Source organism: Amycolatopsis sp. NPDC031561 (assembly GCF_055580625.1).
Window position 1 is genome coordinate 13,369 of the sequence record NZ_JBVILA010000028.1, and the last position, 22,621, is coordinate 35,989.

A 22,621-nucleotide genomic window follows, 5' to 3' on the forward strand; every position below is an offset into this window, starting at 1 on the left:
CTTACAGGGCACGGCAGGTCCTGAGGTAGCTGAGGAACGAGGCCTGCAGGCCGGTCAGGTGCGTTTCGCGTAGGACCGCGCTGGTGACTGCTCCGCCGCGTGAAGTGAGGGGGTGCAGGACGGTGGCCGTGTTCTGCGCGAGGTTCTGGTACACGGCCAGGTCTCCGAGAAGCTCTTGTTCGTTGAGGGTGACGTGAAGCTTGGCGGCAGGCAGGCGGTCGCCCAGTTCTTCGAGCATCGCGAAGACCTGACTGTCTTCACCGACGACACCGGGGCTGCCCGCTCCGATGCTCTCGAAGAGCGTGCTGCCGGTGAGCCAGGTGTAGAGGCTGAAGAGTCCGCCGTAGGAGTAGCCGAAGAGGCCGTGGCCGCTCGCGGTGGTGCCGTAGTCGCGTTCGATCCGCGGGTGCAGTTCCGCGGTGAGGAAGCTCAGGAACGCATCGGCCTGGGTGTCGTGCAATTCGGCGAGGTAGGCGTCGGCTTCCGCGCGGGTCATCGAGCCTCTTCGGATTCCCGTCTCCACGGCGTCGATGAACTCCTGGGCGATGGGCTCGCCGGGTGGCACGAGGTCTCTGTTGCGCAGCCGTGCCCAGTGCTGTGCGTCCTCGCCTGCGTAGCCGACGCTGACTTGGATGTAGGGCTGGATCTGGTGCATGGGGTCTTTCTGGGTGACGATGAGCGGAGCCGTCATGCCCACGGCCCAGTTGCCGTCGAGCACGTACACGGCAGGCGCGTGCGTCGTGGCTGGGTTGTAGCCCGGTGGCGTGGTGACCCAGACGCCGTAGTCGTGCCCGCCGCTGGAACGCAGCTCGAAATAGTCGGTGTCGGCGAGGCAGCCCTGCCACATGATGCTCATCGAAGGTCCTTTACAACTCGGCCGGCCTGGAGAACGAGGACGGCATTGGCGGGATCAGCGAACAGCTCGGGGTCTTCGACCGGGTTGCCGTTCCACAACACGAGGTCGGCCTGCGCGCCGGGAGCGATGACACCGACCTGGCCGGAGAGGCCGAGGATCTCGGCGTTGGTCTTGGTGGCCGCCACGAGAGCGTCCATCGGTGTTTCGAGCTTGGCGCGCAGCCTGAGCTCCTCGCCTCGACGGTGCTGAGCCGGGCCGATGAGATCGGAACCCAGCCCGATCCGTACTCCGGCCTCCTTGGCGACAGCGAGCGCCTCGGTCATCCGCTCACGAACACCCAGCACCCGGTCGCGGGTCGATTCGTCGAGGCCCGCTCCGGCGGTGTCGTGCAGCAGTTGCTCGACAACGGCGAACGTGGGCACGAGGGCGACCTCGCGACCGGCCATCAGGGTGGCCGTGGCTTCGTCGAGATCGGTGCCGTGCTCGATGCAGCGCGTCCCGGCCTCGATCGCGTTGCGGATGCCGTCGTTGTTGTGGGCGTGCACCGTCACGTAGGTGCCCCGCGCCGCGGCTTCCTGGACAGCGACGGCGATCTCCTCGATCGTGAACTGGGTGTCGGTCAGCCGGTCGTGCGCGCCGACCACTCCGCCTGTCACGCAGAGCTTCAGGAAGGAGGCTCCGCGACGGAACGCCTCGCGCACGTTGCGCCGCAACTCGTCCGCGTTGCCGGACATCATGGACAGCGCACACAGGCCGGGTAGGTGATGGCTGCTCCACAGCTCGGTGGGTTCCCAGTCGGCTCCGTAGTAGCCGTGTCCACCGATCTGGCACTGAACCGGTCCGCATGACAGGACGCGCGGCCCCCTGACCTTGCCCTTCGCGATCGTGGTGACGAGGCCGCCGTCGACCCCGCCTGTGTCCCGGACGGTGGTGAAGCCGGCATCGAGCGTCGCGCCGGCCGTGGCGAAGATGTCCGCCGCGAGCTCGGCGGCGCTGATCCGGAACGAGAACTGCGGCTGGATCGGGCTCGACAAGCCCAAGTGGACGTGAGCGTCGATCAGGCCGGGCGTCATCGTCAAGCCTCCGGCGTCGAGGCGCTCGCCGTGGGCGCCGGAGGCCCCGACCTGGGTGATACGCCCGTCTTCGATGGTGAGGTCAACGTCGACCGGGTCGCGACCCGACCCGTCGACAACCGTCGCGCCGACCACCTGCCACCGTCCCACGAGTCGTCCCTCCGCAGTTGCCATCTCTCTTTTCCAATGGATAAACTGTGAGGGTGACCCTGTCAAGCTCGGAACGCAAAGGCGACGCCCGCGAGCGGCTCTTGGCCCGGCTGCTCGACGCCTTCGGTGATGCCCTACCCGCACCGGAGGTGTCGCTCCGCGAGATCGCCGCCAGGGTCGAGACCAGCCACGCCCTCTTGCGCTACCACTTCGGGTCACTCCCGGGCGTCTTGGCGGCCATGCTCGAGACACAGCGATCTCGCGACAACGAGGCACTGCTCGAGACCGCCCGGCAAGGCACCTTCGACGACCTCGTCGTGGCGATCTGGCGGGCCTACACGCGCCCGGAGCAACTGTCGCGGATCCGCGGCTTCTTCCACGTCGTAGGGCTCGCCGCGTACGGCCCGGGGGACTTCCGTGAGTTCATCGACTCGCTCGCCGACCTGACCAAGATGCTGGCCTCGCTCGCCGAACGCGAAGGGCTCGACACCGAGGAAGCTCTGACTTTGGCCACCGTCACCGTTGCCGCGATCCGTGGCCTGCTCTTGCAGGAGGTGCTGACTCCAGCAGGCCATTCGGAGGACGCGGTCGCGTTGATCCTGCGCATGAGCAAGGACCAATCCGTTCCACGGACACGCCCAGGGCCTTGAACAGGTAGCCGCCTTTCGCCTGCCAGACACACCAAGGTCGGTGTCGACACCCCTTCGCCGACGGCGGCGGCGACCCACTACGTCCGCAACTCGGCATGACCGGATGTTTGATGCCGTCGCGCCCGTGGCCGCTACCGCGTCGGTTCATCGTGGAAATCCGGGCGGAGCCGCCAACCGAGCAATCCCTGAATCGGCTCATCGCGGCCGGCGGTCTCGGGGGCCGGGGTCGTGTCGGTAAGCGAGACATGGGGGAGATCGTCGAGGTGCAAAATGGGTTCATGGTCGAACTGCCAACACTCGTTCTCGTACACAGTCCGCTGGTGGGGCCATCGACCTGGGAGTCGGCGGCGGAATGTTTCCGGCGTAAGGGCTATCCCGTTGTGGTGTCTTCGCTCGACGGAGTCGTGGATGACGGTGCCCCGTACTACCGCGGGTTCGCCGAGGCCGCGGCCCGCGCTGTTGTCGCCACCGAAGGCGACCGTCCGGCGGTGCTGGTCGGTCACAGCGGCACCGGAGCGCTGCTGCCGTCGATCGCCGACGCCGTGGGAGACAGTGTTCACGGCGCTGTCTTCGTGGATGCGATCCTTCCGCACCCGGGCGGCAGTTGGTTCGATACCGCACCCCGCAACTGCGCGACCACCTGGCTGGCCTGGCCCAGGCTGGGTGGCTCCCTCCGTGGAACGAATGGTTTCCGGCTGAGGCGTTCGACACCTTGCTGCCCGACGAGGACATGCGAGAGCGGTTCGTCGCCGAGCTTCCGCGGCTACCGGTGACCTACTTCGAGGAGTCGGCGCCGGTCACGCACGGCTGGCCCGCGGTTCGCTGCGCCTATGTACGGCTGAGTGAGGCCTATGACCGGTCGGCGGATGAGGCAGTACGCCGAGGCTGGTGGGTGCACCGCGAGAATGCCGATCATCTGGCGATGCTCACTCAACCCGACCGAGTCACGGACGCGGTCGTCCAGGCGGTCGTCGCCGTGGCTGACATGTGACCGAGGTGCGCCTTCGCGAGATATCCCGCCATCCACACGGGGCACCTGCACCTGCTCATCGACACCCACCGTATCGCGCTGGCCAGTACCCAGGCGCTGGGTGACACCGAGGCTGGGGTGGAGATCCGCAAAGCCTCGGCCTTGGCTACTGGCGCGCAGGACGCGATCAACGAACATCACCACGCCCTGGAAGTGGACCGAGCCAACGACGACACCTGGGGTGCGGCCAAGACTCACAACCATCTCGGGTTCATTCACGCCCGCGAGGGCGACCACATCACAGCGCTTGAACACCACCAGCGGGCAGCCGAACTGTATGAGGAGACCGGTGACCGCTGCGGCATGGCACGGGCGCTGGTCGGACTCGGCTCCTGCACTACCACGCAGGTCGCGGCGGCGCAGGAGCCGCCCAATTCCGGCAGGCACTCCATCTCGCACGCGAGGTGGGCGACCGCTGGGCGAAGGCCTGGCCTCGATCGGCCTGGGCTTCACCAGCCCACCGCCCCACGGTCGGCAACACCTGGAACACGCCCTGCGGCTTACCCGCGGGACCGGTGACCGGTGGGCCGAGTCCATGGCACTGACCGGACTCGGCATGATCCTGACTGACGCAAACGCCGCCGACGAGGCCGTCAACTACTACCGTCAGGCCGGCAACCTCACCCAGGAAGTCGGGGACCATTGGTGGAAGCAGAGGGCCACCGCCAGCCTCGCCAGCCTGCGTCAGCACCTCGGGCGTCGTGTCCCGACCGAAACCCCCGGCTACCGCATAGCGCGGCACTGCCGACGCCACAACGCTCGGAAGCGCAGTGCCGGGACGATGCCGACACAACGGGTTCTGGCCAGTAGCTGATCTGTGGCATGAGCGGACGGGTGTGCCGTGGCGTGATCTGCCTGAGCGGTAGGGGTCGTGGAAGACCGCGCATGAGCGGTTGCGGAAGTGGACCGCGGACGGGACGTGGGATCGGAACCTGGAGCACGTCATCGTCAAAGACGCCTTACTCGGGACACTGGAAGACAATGTCGAGTTCGTGATCAGTGTCGATTCCACGAGCGTCCGGGCCCACCAGCACGCCGCAGGTGCCCGGAAAAAAGGGGCTGCGCGGACTGGATCGAAGACCTCGCGATCGACGGGGAATGCCTCGGACGCTCCCGAGGCGGACTAACCAAGAAGATCCACTTGGCCGTCGACAGCGTGGGCCTGCCGTTGGCGATGATCTTCACCCCAGGGCAGGCCGGGGACAACCCGCAACTCCTGCCGCTGCTGGACGACATCCGGGACCTCGACATGAATGGCCAGCGGGTGCGGGTCGGGAGAGTGCTGGCCGACAAGGCCTACACCCACCCGAGCACCCGCCAGGCGTTACGGGAAGGACGGATCAAGGCCACCATCCCCGAACGCGCCGACCAGATCGCCCGCCGCAAAGCCAAAGGTTCGGCCGGTGGCAGGCCACCGGCCTTCGATCCGAGCTCTACAAACTCCGCAACATGGTCGAACGCTGCTTCAACCGGCTCAAACAATTCCGAGGCCTGGCAACACGGTTCGCCAAACGGGCCGCCTACCACCGCGCTGAAATCATCCTCCACCTCAGATGAAGATCCGCAGGACACGCCTAGTAGGCATCGTGACTGGGACAGACCCCACCCGCGAACGGTTACGCGGGGTATTCGATGTGCCGCACACGTCGAAGTACACACGAAGCCGTGCACCATTGGACCACGAAATCGCAAGCGAAGAAGAGACACCCTGAACTTCTACGTAAACCAGAATGTCTCGGTAAATAGCGGCATAAATAGAACGCGTATGGTTCTCGAGGGATTCATTCGACCTATAGAATAGTTGTCTGGCGTCTAGCTGTGGGACCGTCCACTGTGGAGTTCTCCGCCTGCACCTGGGCCTTTCGTGATCGGCCGCACGCGATGCCTACCTGCTCTGGGTGGTCGAAAGTGGAGACTCGGCAGCGGCGACGTCCGCGTCAGGTGTATGAGCCTGGATGTCCCTCGATGGCCTTCCTTACACCTGTCCGACGGGGCCCCTGCGACCGGTTGGGCGTCGACGTCAGCGCGTGCTGGCGATGTCTGTGCTGGTCAGAGTTCTTGGTTCAGTGTGAGATGTGGCTCAAGTCGATCCACTCAGCCACCGTGCAGGCCGGGCTTTCCTGCCTAGGTCCGTCGGTTTTTCAACGCTCGAGACGCTGTCCGATGGGTCTGCTGCCAACCGTTGTCGGTGGCCCCAAACAGCGTTTGGGGCCACCGGTTTCATCTGGGTACATATAGAAGTTAACGGGGCTGGTTGGCCCACCATTTCTGGCCGGCTTCGGGCAGTGTGGAGATCGGGTCGTAGTAGGGGTAGCGGCGCTGCAAGGCTTCGGGGTCTTCGTGTTCGATCCCGGTGCGGTAGTTCTTGGTCCAGTAGGAGATCCCCAGCTCACGGTCATATTCTGCGAGCTGGTGGACCCAGCGCTTGCCCACGTACGGGACGTCGCAGACGATCCGTGGAGTCGCGTAACCGGGCAGATATCCCATGATCGCGTGCTGCAATTCTTGGGCTTCCCAGACTGCTACCCGCCAGTGTTCTGCGTTCGGGATCATGTCGCACATGTAGAAGTAGTACGGCAGGATGCTCGCTTCGCCCTGCAGCGCGAAGCACAGGTCCAGCAGCTCGGCCGGGGTCGCGTTGACGCCCTTCATCAGCACGCCCTGGTTGCGGACGTCGCGGACGCCGACGTCGAGTGCGGTCCGGGCGGCTTCCGCGACCAGCGGGGTGACCGACTGCGCGTGGTTGACGTGGGTGTGGATCGCGAGGTTGACGCCGCGGCGCTGGGCGGTGCCGGCGACGCGCTCGAGGCCTTCGACGACCTTCGGCTGGATCCAGTGCTGCGGCAGGGCGGCGAGCGCCTTGGTCGCGAGCCGGATGTCGCGGACGGTGTCGATGTCCATCAGCCGCATGAGGAACGACTCCAGCTGCGGCCACGGCACGTTCGCGACGTCGCCGCCGGAAACCACCACGTCGCGGACGCCGGGGGTTTTCTTCAGGTACTCGATCATCGCGTCCTGGCGGTCGACCGGCTTGAGCGAGAGCTTGTGCTTCTCGATCTGCTCGGTCGAGTTCCCGACCAGGTCCATCCGGGTGCAGTGCCCGCAGTACTGGGGGCAGGTCGAGATCATCTCGGCGAGGACCTTGGTGGGGTAGCGGTGGGTCAGCCCCTCCACGACCCACATCTCCGCCTCGTGCAGCGAGTCCCGTTCGGAGTGCGGGTGGCTCGGCCATTCGGTGTCGCGGTCGCTGCGCACCGGGAGCATGTAGCGGCGGATGGGGTCGGCGTACCAGGCCTCGGTCACCTTCGCCGGGTCCGTACCGGCATTGGGCGCCATCGTGTTGATCATCTGCGGCGGCAGCAGCATCGACATCGTGGCCATCTCGCGCTGGTCGGCGAGCATGTCCTCGTAAAAGCGCTCCTCGAGCTGGTCGCCCATCAGAGCGCGCAGTTGCTTGGCGTTGCGGATGCAGTGCACTCGCTGCCACTGCGCGTCGCGCCACTCTGCCTCGGTCACGTCGTGCCAGCCGGGGAAGCGGCGCCAGTCGGGTTCGATCAGCTCGACTCGGGTGTAGTCGTAGGGCTGATCGTAGGCGGCCACCGGCGAGGTCGGTTGCTGGATCGCAGTCACTTGTACTCCTCGTCGTCGGAAACGCGTGAAAATATCCTGTCACATCGTTCGGACGACGTAAATATTCCTGTCGTGCTCGGTGTGTCAGACGGACACTGCCTCCGGCTTTGAGCGGGTGCGAAGGTGATCGACAGCAGCGATTCCGGCGACCAGCGCGGCGGCGAAGACCAGTAGACCGGCCGAGTAGCCGAGGTGGTGAACCAATTCAAGCCGGGTCGATGGCGCGTTCTGGTCGCGGATACCGACCGCGGTCATCGCCCCGGTGCCGCCGAAGACCAGCATCGAGGCCAGCGGCCCGAGCACGGGCACGACGACACCGTCTTCCGCGAGCCGAGGACCGGTCGTGACGACCACGGAGACGACGGTCGCGCACAGCAGCGCCAGCAGCAGCGCTCCCGGGATCACCGCGTCGTGGTCGATCAACTTCTCCGGCACCCCGCCGGTCCCCAGATCCACGATGAACAGCACGAGCGCGGACACCACGGCCCCGCCGACGGCGAACTGCACCCTCCAGCGCGACGCGCCCACGAGACATCCGGCGGCGACCCCCACCGCGGCCGCCAGCCAGCTCAGCACCGGCTGGAACGCGACGGAGTACACCGCCAGCAGCAGCGGCGCCATCGCGCCCACCTGCACACTCGCCGACGTCGCCGCGGCGAAGGAGGCCCGCGATCCGGCGATCGCGCACGCGACGACCCCGCCGATGGCCACCGCGTGCCTGCCGATCGACGCGACAGGCAGTTCGAGGATTTCGCTGACCTTCAGGACGTCCACCGCGCCCGCGGCCAGGGAAAGCAGCACGGCCAGGATCGTGGCGGCCGCGAACCGGGCAGGCAGCGGACGCGGCTCGGGCCATTCCGGATCCTGCGTGCGGGAACCGCGCGTGACGACGGCCAGCACGGCTCCGGCCACGCTCAGCGCGGTGAGGACCAGATGCCAGACCAGGCCGCCTGTAGCGAGCATGAGCCACGACGCTCCCGCCAGGCTCGCGGCGAACAACTGCGTTCCCACGGTGAGCCCGATGAGCACGAGCCCGGCCGCCCGGGCGCCTCGCCGCAGGAGTTCCTGTGCCGCGGCGAGTACCGCCAGCAGCACCACCGGCGGCCCGGCCAGCGCGACGATCGTCAGCGACGGATGCCCGCCCAGGTCCGGGAACAGGCGCACGAGAGCGGTCGGCAGGGACAGGGCGACCCCCGCCACCAGCAGCCACGGCCACCATCGCGTCAGGAACACGGCGGCGAGCACCGCGGTCAGCGGCACCGGGGACACCAGCACCAGATCGGACGGTCAGCCCCGTGGCGCCGCCAGCGCGATCAACGGCCGCAGGATCGAGGTGTCGCGGACCGCGGCGAAAACGACCACCACCCCGAGCCCCAAAGCCGCCGACACAGTGGTCCCGACGACGGCGCGACCTGCTTCCGTCTTCATGTTTTCAGCTCCCCAGCTCATTTCATCGACCCTAACCACGTGGTGATCATCCGCACGCTGCAAACTCGGAAGGGTGACGAACGCGCGAACCACGCTCCTGCTCGGCGGGCGCATCTACAGCCCCACCGCCCCTGACGCCACCGCCATGGCGATCACGGACGGCACCGTCGTCTGGGTGGGGCAGGACGGCCCGGCCAAAGCACTGCATCCCGACGCCGAGGTGGTCGACCTCGACGGCGCCTTCGTCGCCCCCGCCTTCGTCGACGCGCACGTCCACGCCACCGCGACCGGCCTGCACCTCACCGGGCTGAACCTCGCGAACATCCGAAGCGCCGGCGAGCTGCTGGCTGCGGTCCGCGACGCGGTCCGGCCCGGCCAGGTGCTGGTCGCGCACGGCTGGGACGAGTCCCGCTGGTCCGACGGCAGGCTGCCCAGCCGCGCGGAGATCGACGAGGCCGCGAGCGGCACCCCGGTGTACTTGAGCCGGGTCGACGTCCACTCCGCGCTCGTCTCCAGCGCGCTCGTCGCTTTGGCGCACGGCGTACACGACGCGCCGGGCTGGTCCGCCGACGGACCGCTGACCCGCGACGCCCACCACCGCGTCCGTGCCGCGATGCGCGAGGCGATCACCCCGCGGCAGCGCCGCGAGGCCCAGCGAGCGTTCCTCGCCGAGGCCGCCGCGCGCGGGGTCGTCAGCGTCCACGAATGCGCCGGCCCGGACATCTCCGGCGCCGACGACCTCACCGATCTGCTCGCGCTCGCCGCGGAACCGGGACTGCCCGAGGTCGTCGGCTACTGGGGCGAACGCGGGGGAGTCGACACCGCCCGCGCGCTGGGTGCCAGGGGAGTCGCGGGCGACCTGTTCGTCGACGGTGCCCTCGGTTCCCGTACCGCCGCGCTGCACCAGCCGTACGCCGACGCCCACGACACCTCCGGGACGCTCTACCTCGACGCCCCCGCCATCGCCGAACACGTCGGCGCCTGCACCGAGGCCGGGTTGCAGGCCGGATTCCACGTCATCGGCGACGCCGCCGTCGCCGAGGTCGTCGAAGGCTTCCGGCTCGCGGAGAAGACTGTCGGCCGTCGTGCGTTGGCTGCCTGTCACCACCGGCTCGAACACGTCGAGATGATCGACGTCGAGCAGGCGCGGGCGCTCGCGGGCTGGGGTGTGGTCGCGTCGGTCCAGCCGCAGTTCGACGCGGAATGGGGTGGCACGCAAGGGATGTACACCGACCGCCTCGGCAGCGAACGGGCTGTGAAACTCAACCCCTTCGCCGCCATGGCCGCCGAAGGGCTCCTGCTCGCCTTCGGCTCCGACGCCCCGGTCACACCGGTCGACCCGTGGGCCACCGTCCGCGCCGGGACCTATCACCGCACCCCGGGATCGGGACTGTCCGCTCGCGCCTCCTTCACCGCCCACACCCGCGCGGGGCACCGCGCCGCCGGGGTCAACGACGGCGCCACCGGCAGCCTGGTCCCCGGCGCTCCCGCGCACTACGCGGTCTGGGACGCCACCGACCTGGTCGTCGCGACACCGGACTCGCGGGTGCAGCGCTGGTCGACCGATCCGCGGGCGGGCGTACCCCCGCTGCCGAACCTGGAAGAGGGAGCCACCTTGCCCCGCTGTCTGCGCACGGTCCGCGACGGGCAGGTCATCCACGACGCGTTCACCCGGACGGCCTAGGGTTCAGGGGTGTCCTCGACCGTGGCGAATCCGGCTCCCGAAGCAGACAGGCGAAAGCGGTTCTCCCGCGCCTGGCTCCTGCGTTTCCTCGTCGCCGCGGCGTCGGGTTTCACGCTGTACCTGAGTTTCGCGCCGCGCCCGTTGTGGTGGCTCGCTCCGCTGGCGTTCACCGGCTTCGCACTGGTGGTGCACGGACGCCGGTTCCGCGGCGCCTTCGGCTACGGGTTCGTGTTCGGGCTGGGGTTCTTCCTGCCGTTGCTGACCTGGTTGCTGGACTTCCTCGGGCCGGGCTTCGGGCCCTGGCCGTGGCTCGGGCTGGCGATGGCGCTGTCGGTGTATCTCGGCTTCGGCGGGGCATTCGCCACCGTGGTGTGGAGGCTGCCGCTCGGGCCGCTGTGGGCGGCGCTGGTGATCATCGCGATGGAGACCCCACGCACCTGGTTCCCCTTCGGTGGGTTCCCGTGGGGCCGCGTGGCGTTCAGCCAGCCCGAAGGCGCCTTCGTCTCACTGGCCTCGATCGGTGGCGCCCCGCTGGTCGGTCTCGCCGTCGTGCTGACCGGTTTCGGTCTCGCGGCGCTGTGCCTGCGGCTCAAGGCCGCCGATCCGCGGCGCTCCGTGTTGGCCGCGGCCGCCGTCACCCTCGTGCCGGTGGTGGCGGGCCTCGCGGTGTGGCCCACGATCGGCACCGAAGCCCAGGACGGCGAACTCACCGTCGCCACCGTCCAAGGCAACGCCCCCGACATCGGGCTGGCGCTGGAAGGCCGTCGTGACGAACTCCGGAACAACCACCTCGCCGAGAGCGCCCGGCTGCTCGAGAAACTCAAGGCGGACAACACCAAGGTCGATCTGCTGGTCTGGCCGGAGACCGCGATGGCGATGCGGACCGGTGACGCGGGCGTCGACCAGATGGTCCGCGACTACGGCGTCCAAGCGATCATCGGCGCGCTGGTCCGGCTACCGGACGGTTCGGCGCAGAACTCCGCGCTCGTCTGGGACCCCGTCACCGGTCCCGGCCAGCGCTACGCCAAACAGCAGCTCGTCCCGTTCGGCGAGTACGTCCCCGCCCGCGAGCTCGCGAAGCTGGTGACCCCGTTCGTCGACAGCGTCGCGAACATGACCCCGGGTGACGGCGGCAACTCCGCGCTGTCGGTCGCGGGGACCAAGGTCGGGGTCTTCATCTGCTACGAGACCGCGTTCGACTACCCGGCCCGCGAGTCCGTCGCCAACGGCGCGGAACTGCTCGTCGTGCCGACCAACAACGCTTGGTACGGGCCGGGGGAGATGAGTTACCAGCAGCTGGCGATGTCGCGGCTGCGAGCGGTCGAACATGGCCGCGCTGTGATCGTCTCCGCCACCAGCGGGGTCAGCGCGATCGTCGCGCCCGACGGTTCGATCACGGCCTCTACCAGCCTGTTCACCGCAGATTCCCTGGTGGGGCGCGTACCGCTGAGGCAGCAGACTACGCTGTCGGATCTACTCGGTGTGACGACGGAGTACGGGCTGCTCGCCCTGGCGATCGCCGGGGTTACCGGCGGGTACGTGCTGCGTTTCCGCACCCGGCGCGCGAGCGCCGCCAAGGCAACGAGGGAAGCGGCGGGCTGACCCGCCGGAACACGGAGGAAAAGCGGATGGCGCAGGCGCCACGGGGGGACCAGGGAATCGAGCCGGTGCTGGTGGTGGTCCCGACGTACAACGAGCGGGACAACATCGGGCCGATCCTGGAACGCCTGCTCAAGGCACTCCCGGACGTGAACGCCCTCGTCGTCGACGACGGCAGCCCGGACGGGACCGGCGACATCGCCGACGAGCTCGCGAAGGCCGACGAGCGGATCCAGGTCATGCACCGGACCGAGAAGGCCGGCCTGGGCGCCGCGTACGTCGCGGGGTTCCGCTGGGGTCTCGCCCGTGACTACGCCACGATCGTCGAGATGGACGCCGACGGCTCGCACGCGCCGGAGGATCTGCCCCGGGTGCTGGCGGCGCTCGAGGACGCGGACCTGTCCATCGGCTCCCGCTACGTTCCCGGCGGCAGCACGGTGAACTGGCCGTTCCAGCGCAAGGCGCTGTCCTGGGTGGCGAACTTCTACGCGAAGGTCGCGCTCGGCATGAAGATCAACGACATCACCGCCGGCTTCCGCGCGTACCGTCGTTCGGTGTTGGAGAAGCTCGCGCTCGACGAGATCGCCTCGCGCGGCTACTGCTTCCAGATCGACCTGGCGTTCCGGACGAAGCTCGCCGGGTTCGAGGTGGTCGAAGTGCCGATCACCTTCACCGAACGTGAGATCGGTCAGTCGAAGATGAGCGGTTCGGTCGTGCGCGAGGCGATCGTCATGGTCGGCATGTGGGGGATCAAGCGTCGCTGGCAGCAGCTTCGCGGGCTGGTCAAGAAGGGCTGACCCCCAGCACGCTCACGCCGAGCTTCCCCAGTTCCTTCACCGTCGGTTCGTCCGGCGCCGCGTCGGTGATCACACCCGCGACGTCGGACAGGGGGAGCACGGTGAACGGCGAGGCCGCGCCGATCTTCTCCGAGCTGGCCAGCACGTAGGTGTCGGCGGCGCGTTTGGCGAGCGTGCGTTTCATCGCGGCCTCGTCCGAGTCCCCGGTGGTGAGCCCGGTCTCGGGGTGCACGCCGGTGACGCCGAGGAAGAACAGATCGGCGTTGATCCCATCGGCGGCCTCCGCAGCGGCCGCGCCGCAAGTGACGGCGGAGTGCTTGAAGAGCCGTCCGCCGATCAGGAAGACCTCGACCTTCGGATGGGGGACGAGCGCGGCCGCGACCGTGGGGCTGTGGGTGACGATCGTCGCCTCGAGATCGACGGGGAGCGCCTTCGCCAGCGCGAGCGCGGTCGTCCCGCCGTCGAGGATGACGGTCGACCCCAACCGGATCAACGCTGCTGCACGTTTCGCGATGCGCTTCTTGCCCGCGATGCTGACCGCCATCCGCGTCGCGTAGTCCGCGGTGGCGGGGGAAACCGGCAAGGCTCCGCCGTAAACCCGCTGACAGAGCCCGGCTTCCGCGAGTTCTCGCAGGTCACGGCGAATACTGTCCTCGGACACGCCGAGTTCGGCGGCGAGATCCTTGGCCACGATCCGGCCCTCGGTCTTCAGTCGTTCCAGCAGCAGGTCTCGACGTTGCGCAGCAAGCATCTGCACGATCCTCCTTGTTCTTGCCGATTGTTGCACATTATGCTCCGGTTCATGACCAAACCTCTGATGATCCTCATCGCCGGCCCGTACCGTTCCGGCACCGGTGACGACCCCGAACTGCTCGCCCGCAACCTCGCCCGGCTCGAAGAGGCCGCCTGGCCGATCTTCCGCAGCGGGCACGTGCCGATGATCGGCGAGTGGGTCGCGCTCCCGGTGCTGCGCGGCGCGGGCGGGAAGACCGTGGCCGACCCGGTCGCGAAGGAGGTCATGTACCCCACGGCCGACCGGCTGCTGCACCACTGCGACGCCGTCCTGCGCCTGCCGGGGGAGTCCACCGGCGCCGACCAGGACGTCGCGATCGCACTGTCCCGTGGCCTGGCGGTGTACCACCGCGTCGAGGACATCCCCGGGTACCGCGCCTAAAGTTCCGCCAGCACCGCCTGGATCGCCGGGCTCGCCTCGGCGCTGCGGCGCCACGCCGCGTGCACCTCGCGCGTCGGCGGGCGTCGCAGCGGACGGGCGACGAGCCCTTCGGCCAGCGGCGGACGCGCCAGTCTCGGGATCAGCGCCAGGACCTCACCCGAGGCGACCAGCGACAGCTGCGTGGAGAAGTCGTCCACCAGATGCCGCACGTCGGGCTCCTCGGGCAGACCGGCGAACAGGCGGCGGAACCACTGGTGACAGACCGTGCCGGGCGGGCTGGTCACCCACGCGTACCCGGCCAGGTCCGTACTTTCGAGCGGCGGCTCGGCTCGCGCCAGCGGATGGGTCTCGGCCATGACGACGTCGCCGAGATCGGTATGCACCAGGCGCCGGGACAGCGCGGGCGACAGCGGGACGGGCAAACCGTCGGCGTCATGCAGGAGCGCGAGGTCGGCGGTTCCGGCGTCGACGGCGTGCAAGGCCTGGCCCGGGTCCTGCTCGCTGATGTGCAGGCGCAGGTCGGGGTAGCTCTTCAGCAGCCGCGGATGAACGGGCGCGAGCAACCCACGGATGGCGGTCGAGAACGCGGCCACGCGCAGGACACCACGGGGCGCACCCTCCGCGACCGACTGGGCGGCCTCGGCACAACGCTCGAGCGCCTGGAACACCTCCAGCGAAGAGTCGACGACCGCCTGCCCCGCCGGCGTGAGCACTACTCCGCGACCCGCCGGAGCGAGCACGGGCGTCCCGATCTGCCGCTCCAGCCGTTTGAGCTGCTGCGACACCGCGGAGGCCGTAAACCCCAGCTCGTCCGCCGCCCGCGCGAGCGTCCCGAGCGCGGCCACCGACCGCAACGCCCGTAAAGCCCCGACCTCGATCATGAAGCAAGGCTACGCAATATCGGCCAAAAAGCATCGCTGGACCGCAGGTATCGGCGCCGACAGGATCGAGCGCATGACCGAAACGCTCTTCGGCTCCAACCTCGTCGCCATGGTCACCCCGATGGAACCCGGCGGCGCACTCAGCGAACCCGGCCTCGCCCTCCTGGTCGACCATCTCCTGACCACCGGATGCGACGGCATCGTCGTCGGCGGAACCACCGGCGAGTCACCCACCCTCACCGACACCGAAGCCACCCTGCTCGTCCGCACCGTGGCGACGCGAACCGGGAACCGGGCCCGCGTGATCGCCGGCGTCGGCACCTATGACACCACCGCCTGCATCCGGCGGGCTCACGAAGCTCAAGCGGCCGGGGCGGACGCGCTCCTGCTGGTCTGTCCTTACTACTCCAGGCCGACACAAGCCGGGATCGTGGCGCACTGCCTGGCGGTGGCCGACGCCACCGAACTACCCGTGATGCTCTACGACGTCCCCGCCCGTACCGGAACGGCCATGGAAGCGGCCACCCTGCTCGAACTCGCCCGCCACCCCAGGATCCGGGCCGTGAAGGACGCCAAGGGGGACCTGTTCGAGGCGATGTCCGTCATGGCAGGCTCTCCGCTGGCGTATTACTGCGGTATCGACGAACTCAACCTGCCCTACCTCGCCGCCGGTGCCACCGGTCTGATCAGCGTCGTCGGCAACGCCTTCGCCGACCGCAACGCCCAGCTCATCAGCGCGGTACGCGGGGGAGACCTCGACACCGCGCGGGTACTCAACGCGGCACTGCACCCCTTGACCGAGGCGATCATGCGCACATCACAGGGGGCGATCATGGCGAAGGCGGCGCTGGCCGAACTCGGCATCATCCCGCACGCGACGGTCCGGCTGCCGCTGCTCGAATCGCCGCCCGAACACCTGCGGCGGCTGACCGACACCCTGGCGCCGCTGGTCGCCGGACTGGTCCCGGCTTGACCCCGGACATGACGAAGCCCCCGCGGAGGGAGGTCGCGGGGGCTTCGCCGTGTTCGTGGTGGGGCTAGCTACTTGGCCGTTGCGTCAGGCGGACCGGGTGGTCCTGCGTCCCTTCAGCTCGGCGAGACGTTCGTTGAGCAGATCTTCGAGCTCCGGAATCGAGCGGCGCTCCAGGAGCATGTCCCAGTGCGTCCTCGGGGGCTTGACCTTCTTCTGCTCCGGCTGTCCGCCGTCCACGATCTCGGACTCGCTGCCGTGCAGCCTGCACTCCCACACCGAGGGGATCTCGGCGTCGTCGGAGAAGGGCACCTCGAACTCGTGGTTCTTGGGGCAGGCGTAGCGCACGGTGCGCCGAGGAGCGAGATCGTGGTTGCGGTCGGTCTCGTAGCTGACCGCTCCCAGCCGGCTTCCACGGAGAACACGGTCGGCCATGATGGGGGTCCTTTCAGTCAGCTCCGGGTGGAGCCAGGGTGATGCTCACCCTATGCAACGACGGGGAGGGCCAGAGGATTCCCTGGACACCATGTCCTTGCTCACGATGAGCTGTGTCACCCGGTGGCAACAGCTTCTCCTAGTAGGAGTGGTTTCGCGCTCTGGCGTGACGTCAATACGGCCATCTTGGTGCGGATATCCCCCAGATGGGCTAGTAGTACGCCTGTCATGTCAACCGTAACTGACCGTGTTGGGCCGAGGTAGGCCCCAGGTCGCCCAGTCGAAAGTGCCGACGGCACAATACCTGATAACGGACAGTGTTCAATTCACCCTCAGAACGTGATGTCAATGAAGTTTCAACTAGCGGTTGCTCGGTATCCGCCACCACAACGGTGTCCCCGGCTCTCAGCACCTCACCGTCGGACACCCTCGCGTTGAACCGTCCCGTCTGCCCACACCAGCACAACACCTCGACCTGAACCGGCTGCAACTCGTCCGCCAGTTCGAACAACCGCGCCGCACCCGGGAACAACATGCTCCGGAAGTCTGTCGCGATACCGAAGCAGTACACGTCGATTTGGACGTCATCGGCCAGTTCAGCCAGCTGATCCACCTGAACAGGTGACAAAAACTGAGCTTCGTCGACGATCAAGTAGTCCACGTGCCGTCCCGCCGCCCACTGCTCACGCACCAGCAACCGCAGATCGGTCTCGTTCCCGACCTCGGTCGCCTTGCGCGTCAGCCCGATCCGGCTGGTGATCTGCGGCTCACCGGAGCGATCGTGCCGCACCAGCACCATCCCGCGACGACCCTGCCGCGCGTGGTTGTGGTCGATCTGCAACGCCAGCGTCGACTTCCCGCAGTCCATCGGCCCGTAACAGAACTTCAACTTCCCGACGACCGGCACACCCCGCCGTGAACCCGCCACCGGCACCGACGACAACGCGTCCGTGGGGTCCGGTCCACTTTCCTTCAGTACGGTCACGACGCCCGACCCTATCGGCACGCTCCCGGCTCACAGCACCGCCGGTGGTCGGTTACCCGCCGCCTCGATCGCCCGCCGCACCGGGACCAGCCACACGAACACGAAACCGAGCACGAAGAAGATCACCAACGCGATGATCGCGTACCGGAACGAACCGGTGATCTGCCCGACCGCGGCGAACAACAGGGGACCGAGCCACGACGTCCCCCGCTCACCGACCACGTAGAGCGAGAAGTACTGCGCGTCCTTCCCCTCGGGGATCATCTGCCCGAACAACGATCGCGACAACGCGTTCGTTCCACCGAGCACCAGCCCGATCCCGACCGCCACCACGTAGAACTGCAACGGCTGCCCAGCCTGGATGAAGAACGCGAAGCACAGCACGACCGTCCAGGCCACCAGGCTGCCCAAGATCGTCTTCTTCGCCCCGATCCGGGCCGCGATCGCACCGTGGATCATCGCCCCGGCGTACGCGAGGAACTGGATCACCAGGATCGTCACGATCAGCACCGTGGTGCTGTACTTCAACTCGTCCTTGCCGTACTGCGCCGACACCGCCACCACCGTCGTGATCCCGTCGGTGAAGACCAGATAGCTCCCGAGGAACGCCAGCGTCAGCGGATAGGCCCTCGCGTCCTTGATCGTCCGCTTCAGCTCCTTGAACCCCGCCGTCAGCACCGACAGGCCACGCTCGGCCGACTTCGGCACATGAGTCTGGGGGAGTGCCCGCACCGCCGGGAGCGTGAACACCGCCCACCAGATCCCCGACGTCAGGAAGCAGATCCGGATCGCGAGATGTTCGCTCACCCCGAACGCCTCATGACCCATGAAGAACCCGAGCTGCAACGCCAGCGCCAGGCCGCCGCCGAGATACCCGAACGCCCACCCCCTCGACGACACCGAGTCCCGCTCGTCCGGCTCCGCGATGTCCACCAGAAACGAGTAGTAGACGACAAGCGCGCCGCCGTACCCGATGTTGGCGAGGATGAACGTCCAGACGCCGACCTGCCAGTTCGTCCCCGCGATGAAGAACATCAGCGCCGACGCCACCGCGCCCAGGAACGCGAACCCGCCGAGGATCCGCCGCTTGTGCCTGCTCCGGTCCGCGATCGCACCGGCGATCGGCAACACCAGCACCTGCGTCACCGTCGCGATGGACAGCAGATACCCCCAGAGCGACCCCGCCGGGAAATTCAACCCGAACAACGACACGTCACAGCTTTGAAGAGTGCTCGAAGCACCACTCGAATCGGTGCACGGCCTGTCCCCGTTAAGGGTGAAATTCGCCTTGGCATCCGAGGACGCGATATCGCTCAAATAGAGCGCTCCGAACACCGTGATGACCGACGAATAGAACGGCGAATTGGCCCAGTCGTAGAGGTACCAAGCCCGCCATACCCGCTTGCGTTCACGGGTCACGGCCACCGTCATGTACTGCTCCTGAAGTCGAGAACGTCGAGGTCAGCGGGAGACTACTGGTGATCGCGGCCCCCTGTCCGGCACGAGTCCGGACCGTGTTCGTTTCGACGCGAGACGAACTCTTCCCGGCCACCTTCCCGACCATCGTCGGCGTGTCGCTGCCACGGTCGACGTGTGTTTCGTGTGAGGCTGGTGGTTGTGTTGTGACTCTTGTGAAGCAAGTGTCCGGTATTTACTGTTCCGCTCATGAGGACCCATCGCCTTCGCACAGCACACCGCGTAGTGGCGAGAACGCTCCTGCTCGCCCTCGCCGTGACGGGCCTGCAGATCGCCACCACCGGATCCGCCGCCGCGGATCCCCACGGCTCCCACTGGGCCAAGCTCCGCATGTGTGAATCGAGCGGGCGCTACAACATCAACACCGGCAACGGCTACTACGGCGCCTACCAGTTCGACCTGCCCACCTGGCGCAGCGTCGGCGGCCAGGGACGACCCGACCAGGCCAGCCCCCGCGAACAGGACTACCGGGCCCTCTACCTCTACCGCATGCGCGGCTGGCAACCCTGGGAATGCGCCGGCAAACTCGGCTTCCGCAACGACGGCGACGGCCGCAGCAAACGCGTCCCGTCCTACGACGACTCCGCCTACATCGGCGGGGGAGGACAACCCGCCCCGCCGCCCCCGCCCAAGCCGAAGCCCACCCCGCCAGCACCGCCCGGCGGCCCAAAACCGGCCTGGCCCGGCGTCGTCTACGCCTACGGCGACTGCGCGGCACCGCTCAAGCTGTTCCAACTGCGGATGAACGCCTATGGCTACGGCTTCACCGGAACCGGCTGCTACTACGAGAAGACCCGCGAAGCCGTCCTCGCCCTCCAGCGAGCCAACGGCATCAACGACTCAGGCCGTCTCGGACCCAAGACCTGGGACGCGGCCTGGAGCGGCAAACCACCGCGGTAACCCTTCCGCCCAATGCTATGAAAGGCCCGTTACTTGCAAAATTTGCAAGTAACGCGCCTTTCATAGCGCGAGCGGAGCGGCAGGCGAGTCACGAAGGCCAAGCGCCCCGCTCCTGAAGCACCTCACGCAGCAGATCCGGCCGATCCGTCACGATCCCGTGTACCCCCAGATCCAGCAGCGACCGCATCTCCGCCGGATCGTCCACCGTCCACGTGTGCACCTCGAAACCCGTCCGCGTCGCCAGCCGCAGGAACGACCGGTCCACCACCTTCAACCGCCCCTGCCGCACCGGCACCTGCGCCATCGCACCCCGCGACAACGCCCGCAGCGAGATCAGTGGCAGGAACCCGTTCGCCCACATCACCGCCACCGAACGCGGTCCCATCGCCGTCACCAGCTTCGGCCCCGCCAGCTTCCGGATCCGCGCCAGCCGCGCGTCGGAGAACGACGCCGCCGCGACCCGGTCGTGTGCCCCGGTCCGCTCGATCGTCCGCACGAAAGGCGCGACAGCCTCGTTCGACTTCACATCGATGTTGAACCGCGCCTCCGGCAACTCCTCGAGGACGTCCTCCAGCCGCGACAACGGCACCCGGCCCCCGATCTTGACGTTCCGCAGCTGCGCCCACGTCTGCCGGGAGATCAACCCCGCACCATCGGTCGTCCGGTCCAGCGAAGCGTCGTGGTGCACGACCACCACGCCATCCGAGGTCGCGTGCACGTCCGTCTCGAGATAGCGATAACCCTCCGTCACCGCCTGTCGGAAGGCGGGGAGCGAGTTCTCCAGCCCTTCCAGGTCACCGAGATGCCAGCCCCGATGGGCGAAGGCACGCGGGAGCGGATCGGCGAGGTACGGAAACAGTGTCGACACCCCACTAGTGTGCACTTCGGTCGTGGCCCCGGCGTGAGCGTCCGATGGCCAGCTAGGGTCTGACCCGTGAGGGAAGTGGCCGAGCACCCGAAGACGTCCGCCGAAGAGGTGTCCGAGTTACGTCGCGCGGGGGCACCCAAGCACTGCGGATGGTGCGGCAGGCGACTCGAACAGGGCGGCAACGTCGGCAGGCGCCGCCGTTACTGTGGGCAATCCTGTCGCCAGCGGGCCTACGAGCGCCGGACCGCCCTCCAGCGCAGCGGCCTCCCCGAGGACGCCGTCGTCCTCTCCGACACCGAGATCGCCGCTCTGCAGGACAGGCTCTTCCAACTCCGCTGCGCGGCCGAGGACGTCGTCACCGCGGCCGACGACGGAGCGTCCTTGGCCGAACTTCGCGGCCTCGCCGACGAAATCGCCCAGGCGGCCAAGGACCTCGAGCAGCTCCGCTGACCTACAAGATCCCGTCCAGCGCCCGATACGTCCGGTTGCTCGCGGCCGCCGCCCGCTGTTCCCGCCCTGTCGCCTCGATGTAGTTCTGACTGGTCGCCAAGCTCGCGTGCCCCAGCAGCGCCATGATCTCCGACGCCGTCGCACCGTCCTCGGCCAGCCGCGTCGCGAACGTGTGCCGCAACGCGTGCAGGTTCGCCCCGACCGGCACGCGGTCGTGCAGCCCCGCCCACCGGTAGCAGGATTTGACAAGGTACTCCAGTGCGCCGCGGCCGATCGGCTCGCCGGCACGATCCCGGAGGAGGGGAGTGGAGGGCCCGAACCGCTGCTGCGCGAAGCGACGGCGACAGGAAGCCAGATACTCCTCGATGATCTTCTCCATGATCGGCTGGACCGGGATCGACCGGTCGCGGCTTCCCTTGCCGTGAACGTGCAGCCGCATCTCACCCTGGCGGCCGACCAGCGACCGCGTGGTCAGGGCTCGCATCTCCGCGGCACGCAGTCCGGCGACCAGGCCGAGCGCGATCACCAGGACGTCCCGCTCCGGCCACGGATCCCGCGTCCGGCGGGAACCATCGGCGGCGGCCGCGAGCAGCTGCTCCGGAGTTTCCTCGCCCCGCAACGGTTTCGGCGTCAACGGCGGAGCCTTCGGCCGGGCGACCGCGCCCATCGGGTTGCCCGCGAGCAGACCGTCGGACACACAGAAGGTGAGGAACTGGTTCCAGGTCGACCACGCGCGCAGGACCGAGCTCTTGGCGTGCGTGTCCGCGAAGGCACCGAAGGCGTTCCGGAGTGCCTGAGCGGTGAGCATCTCGACGGTAAGTTCGTCAGGGGAGCGGTTCGACTCGCGGAGCAGAAGCTCCGTGATGCCGGCGAGGTCGCGGCGGTAGGCGTCGGTGGTGTGAGGAGAATCCTTACGGGGACGACGTGCGGCGAAAAAGGCTTGCTGTGCCTCGGAGACCCTCATGAGAACCTTGTACCGCATGACACCGACAGTCTTACACTGGGTTATATTCTTTTTCATGCATAATAGTGATTATGCATGAAACGGAGTGACGGGTCCGAAAGCCTCCCGCGGGGGATCCTGGTCCGCTCGTTGCCCTCCGAACGTCATGAAAGGGTCGTTCCTGACGCTTTTTGTCCTGAACGACCCTTTCATGACACCTGAGCCACCCGGGAGACCTCGAGCTCTAGGCGGCCTGGATCGGGCGGGTCATGTGTGGCGAGCTGTCGCTGGACGCCTCCGTTGATCATCAACGACCGAGACGCCTGGATTGATTCGTCACAGTGACGTAATGGGCTTGGGTGATCGGTCATCCGTTTCGAGTCGCCGGGGGTGCCCTGACCGCTTCAGGAGACCAAGGGGTGGCTGGGTTTAGGGAGGGCTGATAGGGGTCCATGCCCGCATGGCACGCGACGAAGGGAGCTTTCCCTGCGTGACATGCGACGAAAGGCCCCTTCAGCTCACGTCAGAAACCCCTCTCGGGCTTCGTTATCCAGGTCAGCCAAAGTGCCGATAATGTACATTATGTCAAGTAAGGCTGAGAAGGTGACCTAACCGGCCCCTGACTCGCTCGGCCTGATCGAG

Annotated in this window: 25 protein-coding genes; 12 read left to right on the forward strand and 13 right to left on the reverse strand. The window is 67.7% G+C overall.

Features of this window, described 5'->3' with window-relative positions; all coding sequences use genetic code 11:
- Nucleotide 1 precedes the first annotated feature (1 nt).
- Both ACZ5IK_RS37450 and ACZ5IK_RS37455 read right to left on the reverse strand, forming a co-directional pair.
- Complete coding sequence (locus ACZ5IK_RS37450; RefSeq protein WP_465492002.1) at nt 2–856, reverse strand: alpha/beta hydrolase; 855 nt, start codon at nt 854–856, stop codon at nt 2–4.
- Nucleotides 853–2,079 (reverse strand): metal-dependent hydrolase family protein, encoded by a 1,227-nt coding sequence (locus ACZ5IK_RS37455; RefSeq protein ID WP_465492003.1) that lies wholly within the window; start codon nt 2,077–2,079, stop codon nt 853–855. The genes ACZ5IK_RS37450 and ACZ5IK_RS37455 overlap by 4 nt, the downstream gene beginning before the upstream one ends.
- Nucleotides 2,080–2,132: 53 nt before the next feature.
- Between ACZ5IK_RS37455 and ACZ5IK_RS37460 the strand changes: the two genes are divergently transcribed.
- Both ACZ5IK_RS37460 and ACZ5IK_RS37465 read left to right on the forward strand, forming a co-directional pair.
- On the forward strand, nt 2,133–2,729 hold the full coding sequence (locus ACZ5IK_RS37460) for a TetR/AcrR family transcriptional regulator (RefSeq protein WP_465492004.1): 597 nt from the start codon (nt 2,133–2,135) through the stop codon (nt 2,727–2,729).
- A gap of 245 nt (nt 2,730–2,974) precedes the next feature.
- Entirely contained in the window at nt 2,975–3,502 is a 528-nt protein-coding gene (locus ACZ5IK_RS37465; RefSeq protein ID WP_465492005.1) for an alpha/beta fold hydrolase, read from the forward strand.
- Here ACZ5IK_RS37465 and ACZ5IK_RS37470 read toward each other — a convergent pair.
- Nucleotides 3,493–4,017 carry a hypothetical protein gene (locus ACZ5IK_RS37470; protein ID WP_465492123.1) on the reverse strand — a complete coding sequence of 175 codons (525 nt, stop codon included), beginning with the start codon at nt 4,015–4,017 and terminating at the stop codon, nt 3,493–3,495. The genes ACZ5IK_RS37465 and ACZ5IK_RS37470 overlap by 10 nt on opposite strands.
- Between ACZ5IK_RS37470 and ACZ5IK_RS37475 the strand changes: the two genes are divergently transcribed.
- The 3 genes from ACZ5IK_RS37475 to ACZ5IK_RS37485 all read left to right on the forward strand — a co-directional run bounded on the left by ACZ5IK_RS37475 (nt 3,913) and on the right by ACZ5IK_RS37485 (nt 5,560).
- Nucleotides 3,913–4,278: a tetratricopeptide repeat protein gene (locus tag ACZ5IK_RS37475; RefSeq protein WP_465492115.1), complete on the forward strand. Its 366-nt coding sequence runs from the start codon at nt 3,913–3,915 to the stop codon at nt 4,276–4,278. The two genes, ACZ5IK_RS37470 and ACZ5IK_RS37475, sit on opposite strands and share 105 nt — an antisense overlap.
- 16 nt (nt 4,279–4,294) lie before the next feature.
- A complete protein-coding gene (locus ACZ5IK_RS37480) occupies nt 4,295–4,573 on the forward strand; it encodes a hypothetical protein (RefSeq protein ID WP_465492006.1) in 279 nt (92 codons plus the stop codon).
- Between the two features lie 105 nt (nt 4,574–4,678).
- A complete protein-coding gene (locus tag ACZ5IK_RS37485; protein ID WP_465492007.1) occupies nt 4,679–5,560 on the forward strand; it encodes a transposase in 882 nt (293 codons plus the stop codon).
- Nucleotides 5,561–6,000: 440 nt separating this feature from the next.
- Here ACZ5IK_RS37485 and ACZ5IK_RS37490 read toward each other — a convergent pair whose 3' ends face one another.
- From ACZ5IK_RS37490 to ACZ5IK_RS37500, 3 genes are all read right to left on the reverse strand, one after another.
- Nucleotides 6,001–7,389, reverse strand: coding sequence for a KamA family radical SAM protein (locus ACZ5IK_RS37490; protein ID WP_465492008.1), 1,389 nt, complete (start codon nt 7,387–7,389; stop codon nt 6,001–6,003).
- An 84-nt stretch (nt 7,390–7,473) separates the two neighbouring features.
- Nucleotides 7,474–8,664: a hypothetical protein gene (locus ACZ5IK_RS37495; RefSeq protein WP_465492009.1), complete on the reverse strand. Its 1,191-nt coding sequence runs from the start codon at nt 8,662–8,664 to the stop codon at nt 7,474–7,476.
- Between the two features lie 12 nt (nt 8,665–8,676).
- Nucleotides 8,677–8,817, reverse strand: a complete 141-nt coding sequence (locus tag ACZ5IK_RS37500; protein ID WP_465492010.1) for a hypothetical protein — start codon at nt 8,815–8,817, stop codon at nt 8,677–8,679.
- A 73-nt stretch (nt 8,818–8,890) separates the two neighbouring features.
- On the opposite strand from ACZ5IK_RS37500, the gene ACZ5IK_RS37505 reads away from it, so the two are divergent.
- The 3 genes from ACZ5IK_RS37505 to ACZ5IK_RS37515 are packed head-to-tail and all read left to right on the forward strand — an operon-like array spanning nt 8,891 to nt 12,897.
- The gene (locus tag ACZ5IK_RS37505) at nt 8,891–10,501 is read left to right on the forward strand and encodes an amidohydrolase (RefSeq protein ID WP_465492011.1); all 1,611 of its coding nucleotides are present in this window, start codon (nt 8,891–8,893) and stop codon (nt 10,499–10,501) included.
- 9 nt (nt 10,502–10,510) lie between these two features.
- Nucleotides 10,511–12,103: an apolipoprotein N-acyltransferase gene (gene lnt / locus ACZ5IK_RS37510; RefSeq protein ID WP_465492012.1), complete on the forward strand. Its 1,593-nt coding sequence runs from the start codon at nt 10,511–10,513 to the stop codon at nt 12,101–12,103.
- A 26-nt stretch (nt 12,104–12,129) separates the two neighbouring features.
- Nucleotides 12,130–12,897 carry a polyprenol monophosphomannose synthase gene (locus ACZ5IK_RS37515; RefSeq protein ID WP_101607829.1) on the forward strand — a complete coding sequence of 256 codons (768 nt, stop codon included), beginning with the start codon at nt 12,130–12,132 and terminating at the stop codon, nt 12,895–12,897.
- Here the strand turns inward: ACZ5IK_RS37515 and ACZ5IK_RS37520 are convergent.
- A complete protein-coding gene (locus ACZ5IK_RS37520) occupies nt 12,884–13,648 on the reverse strand; it encodes a DeoR/GlpR family DNA-binding transcription regulator (protein WP_465492116.1) in 765 nt (254 codons plus the stop codon). The genes ACZ5IK_RS37515 and ACZ5IK_RS37520 overlap by 14 nt on opposite strands.
- A 51-nt stretch (nt 13,649–13,699) precedes the next feature.
- Between ACZ5IK_RS37520 and ACZ5IK_RS37525 the strand changes: the two genes are divergently transcribed.
- The gene (locus ACZ5IK_RS37525) at nt 13,700–14,071 is read left to right on the forward strand and encodes a DUF4406 domain-containing protein (RefSeq protein ID WP_465492013.1); all 372 of its coding nucleotides are present in this window, start codon (nt 13,700–13,702) and stop codon (nt 14,069–14,071) included.
- On the opposite strand, the gene ACZ5IK_RS37530 is transcribed toward ACZ5IK_RS37525, so the two are convergent.
- Nucleotides 14,068–14,952, reverse strand: coding sequence for a LysR family transcriptional regulator (locus ACZ5IK_RS37530; protein WP_465492014.1), 885 nt, complete (start codon nt 14,950–14,952; stop codon nt 14,068–14,070). The genes ACZ5IK_RS37525 and ACZ5IK_RS37530 overlap by 4 nt on opposite strands.
- A gap of 73 nt (nt 14,953–15,025) precedes the next feature.
- Here ACZ5IK_RS37530 and dapA point away from each other — a divergent pair, with 73 nt between their 5' ends.
- Entirely contained in the window at nt 15,026–15,925 is a 900-nt protein-coding gene (gene dapA, locus ACZ5IK_RS37535; protein ID WP_465492015.1) for a 4-hydroxy-tetrahydrodipicolinate synthase, read from the forward strand.
- Nucleotides 15,926–16,009: 84 nt separating this feature from the next.
- Here dapA and ACZ5IK_RS37540 read toward each other — a convergent pair whose 3' ends face one another.
- From ACZ5IK_RS37540 to ACZ5IK_RS37550, 3 genes are all read right to left on the reverse strand, one after another.
- Nucleotides 16,010–16,357, reverse strand: coding sequence for an RNA polymerase-binding protein RbpA (locus tag ACZ5IK_RS37540; RefSeq protein ID WP_005151365.1), 348 nt, complete (start codon nt 16,355–16,357; stop codon nt 16,010–16,012).
- Between the two features lie 226 nt (nt 16,358–16,583).
- Nucleotides 16,584–17,342: a thymidine kinase gene (locus ACZ5IK_RS37545; protein WP_410599042.1), complete on the reverse strand. Its 759-nt coding sequence runs from the start codon at nt 17,340–17,342 to the stop codon at nt 16,584–16,586.
- Between the two features lie 30 nt (nt 17,343–17,372).
- On the reverse strand, nt 17,373–18,773 hold the full coding sequence (locus ACZ5IK_RS37550; protein WP_465492016.1) for an MFS transporter: 1,401 nt from the start codon (nt 18,771–18,773) through the stop codon (nt 17,373–17,375).
- A gap of 234 nt (nt 18,774–19,007) precedes the next feature.
- Between ACZ5IK_RS37550 and ACZ5IK_RS37555 the strand changes: the two genes are divergently transcribed.
- Nucleotides 19,008–19,718 carry a transglycosylase family protein gene (locus ACZ5IK_RS37555; RefSeq protein ID WP_101607835.1) on the forward strand — a complete coding sequence of 237 codons (711 nt, stop codon included), beginning with the start codon at nt 19,008–19,010 and terminating at the stop codon, nt 19,716–19,718.
- Nucleotides 19,719–19,806: 88 nt separating this feature from the next.
- Here the strand turns inward: ACZ5IK_RS37555 and ACZ5IK_RS37560 are convergent, their stop codons facing one another.
- Nucleotides 19,807–20,586, reverse strand: coding sequence for a glycerophosphodiester phosphodiesterase (locus tag ACZ5IK_RS37560; protein ID WP_465492017.1), 780 nt, complete (start codon nt 20,584–20,586; stop codon nt 19,807–19,809).
- Nucleotides 20,587–20,652: 66 nt separating this feature from the next.
- Between ACZ5IK_RS37560 and ACZ5IK_RS37565 the strand changes: the two genes are divergently transcribed.
- Complete coding sequence (locus ACZ5IK_RS37565) at nt 20,653–21,036, forward strand: hypothetical protein (protein WP_184905013.1); 384 nt, start codon at nt 20,653–20,655, stop codon at nt 21,034–21,036.
- Nucleotide 21,037: 1 nt separating this feature from the next.
- On the opposite strand, the gene ACZ5IK_RS37570 is transcribed toward ACZ5IK_RS37565, so the two are convergent.
- Nucleotides 21,038–22,018, reverse strand: a complete 981-nt coding sequence (locus ACZ5IK_RS37570; protein WP_465492018.1) for a tyrosine-type recombinase/integrase — start codon at nt 22,016–22,018, stop codon at nt 21,038–21,040.
- Nucleotides 22,019–22,621 lie beyond the last annotated feature (603 nt).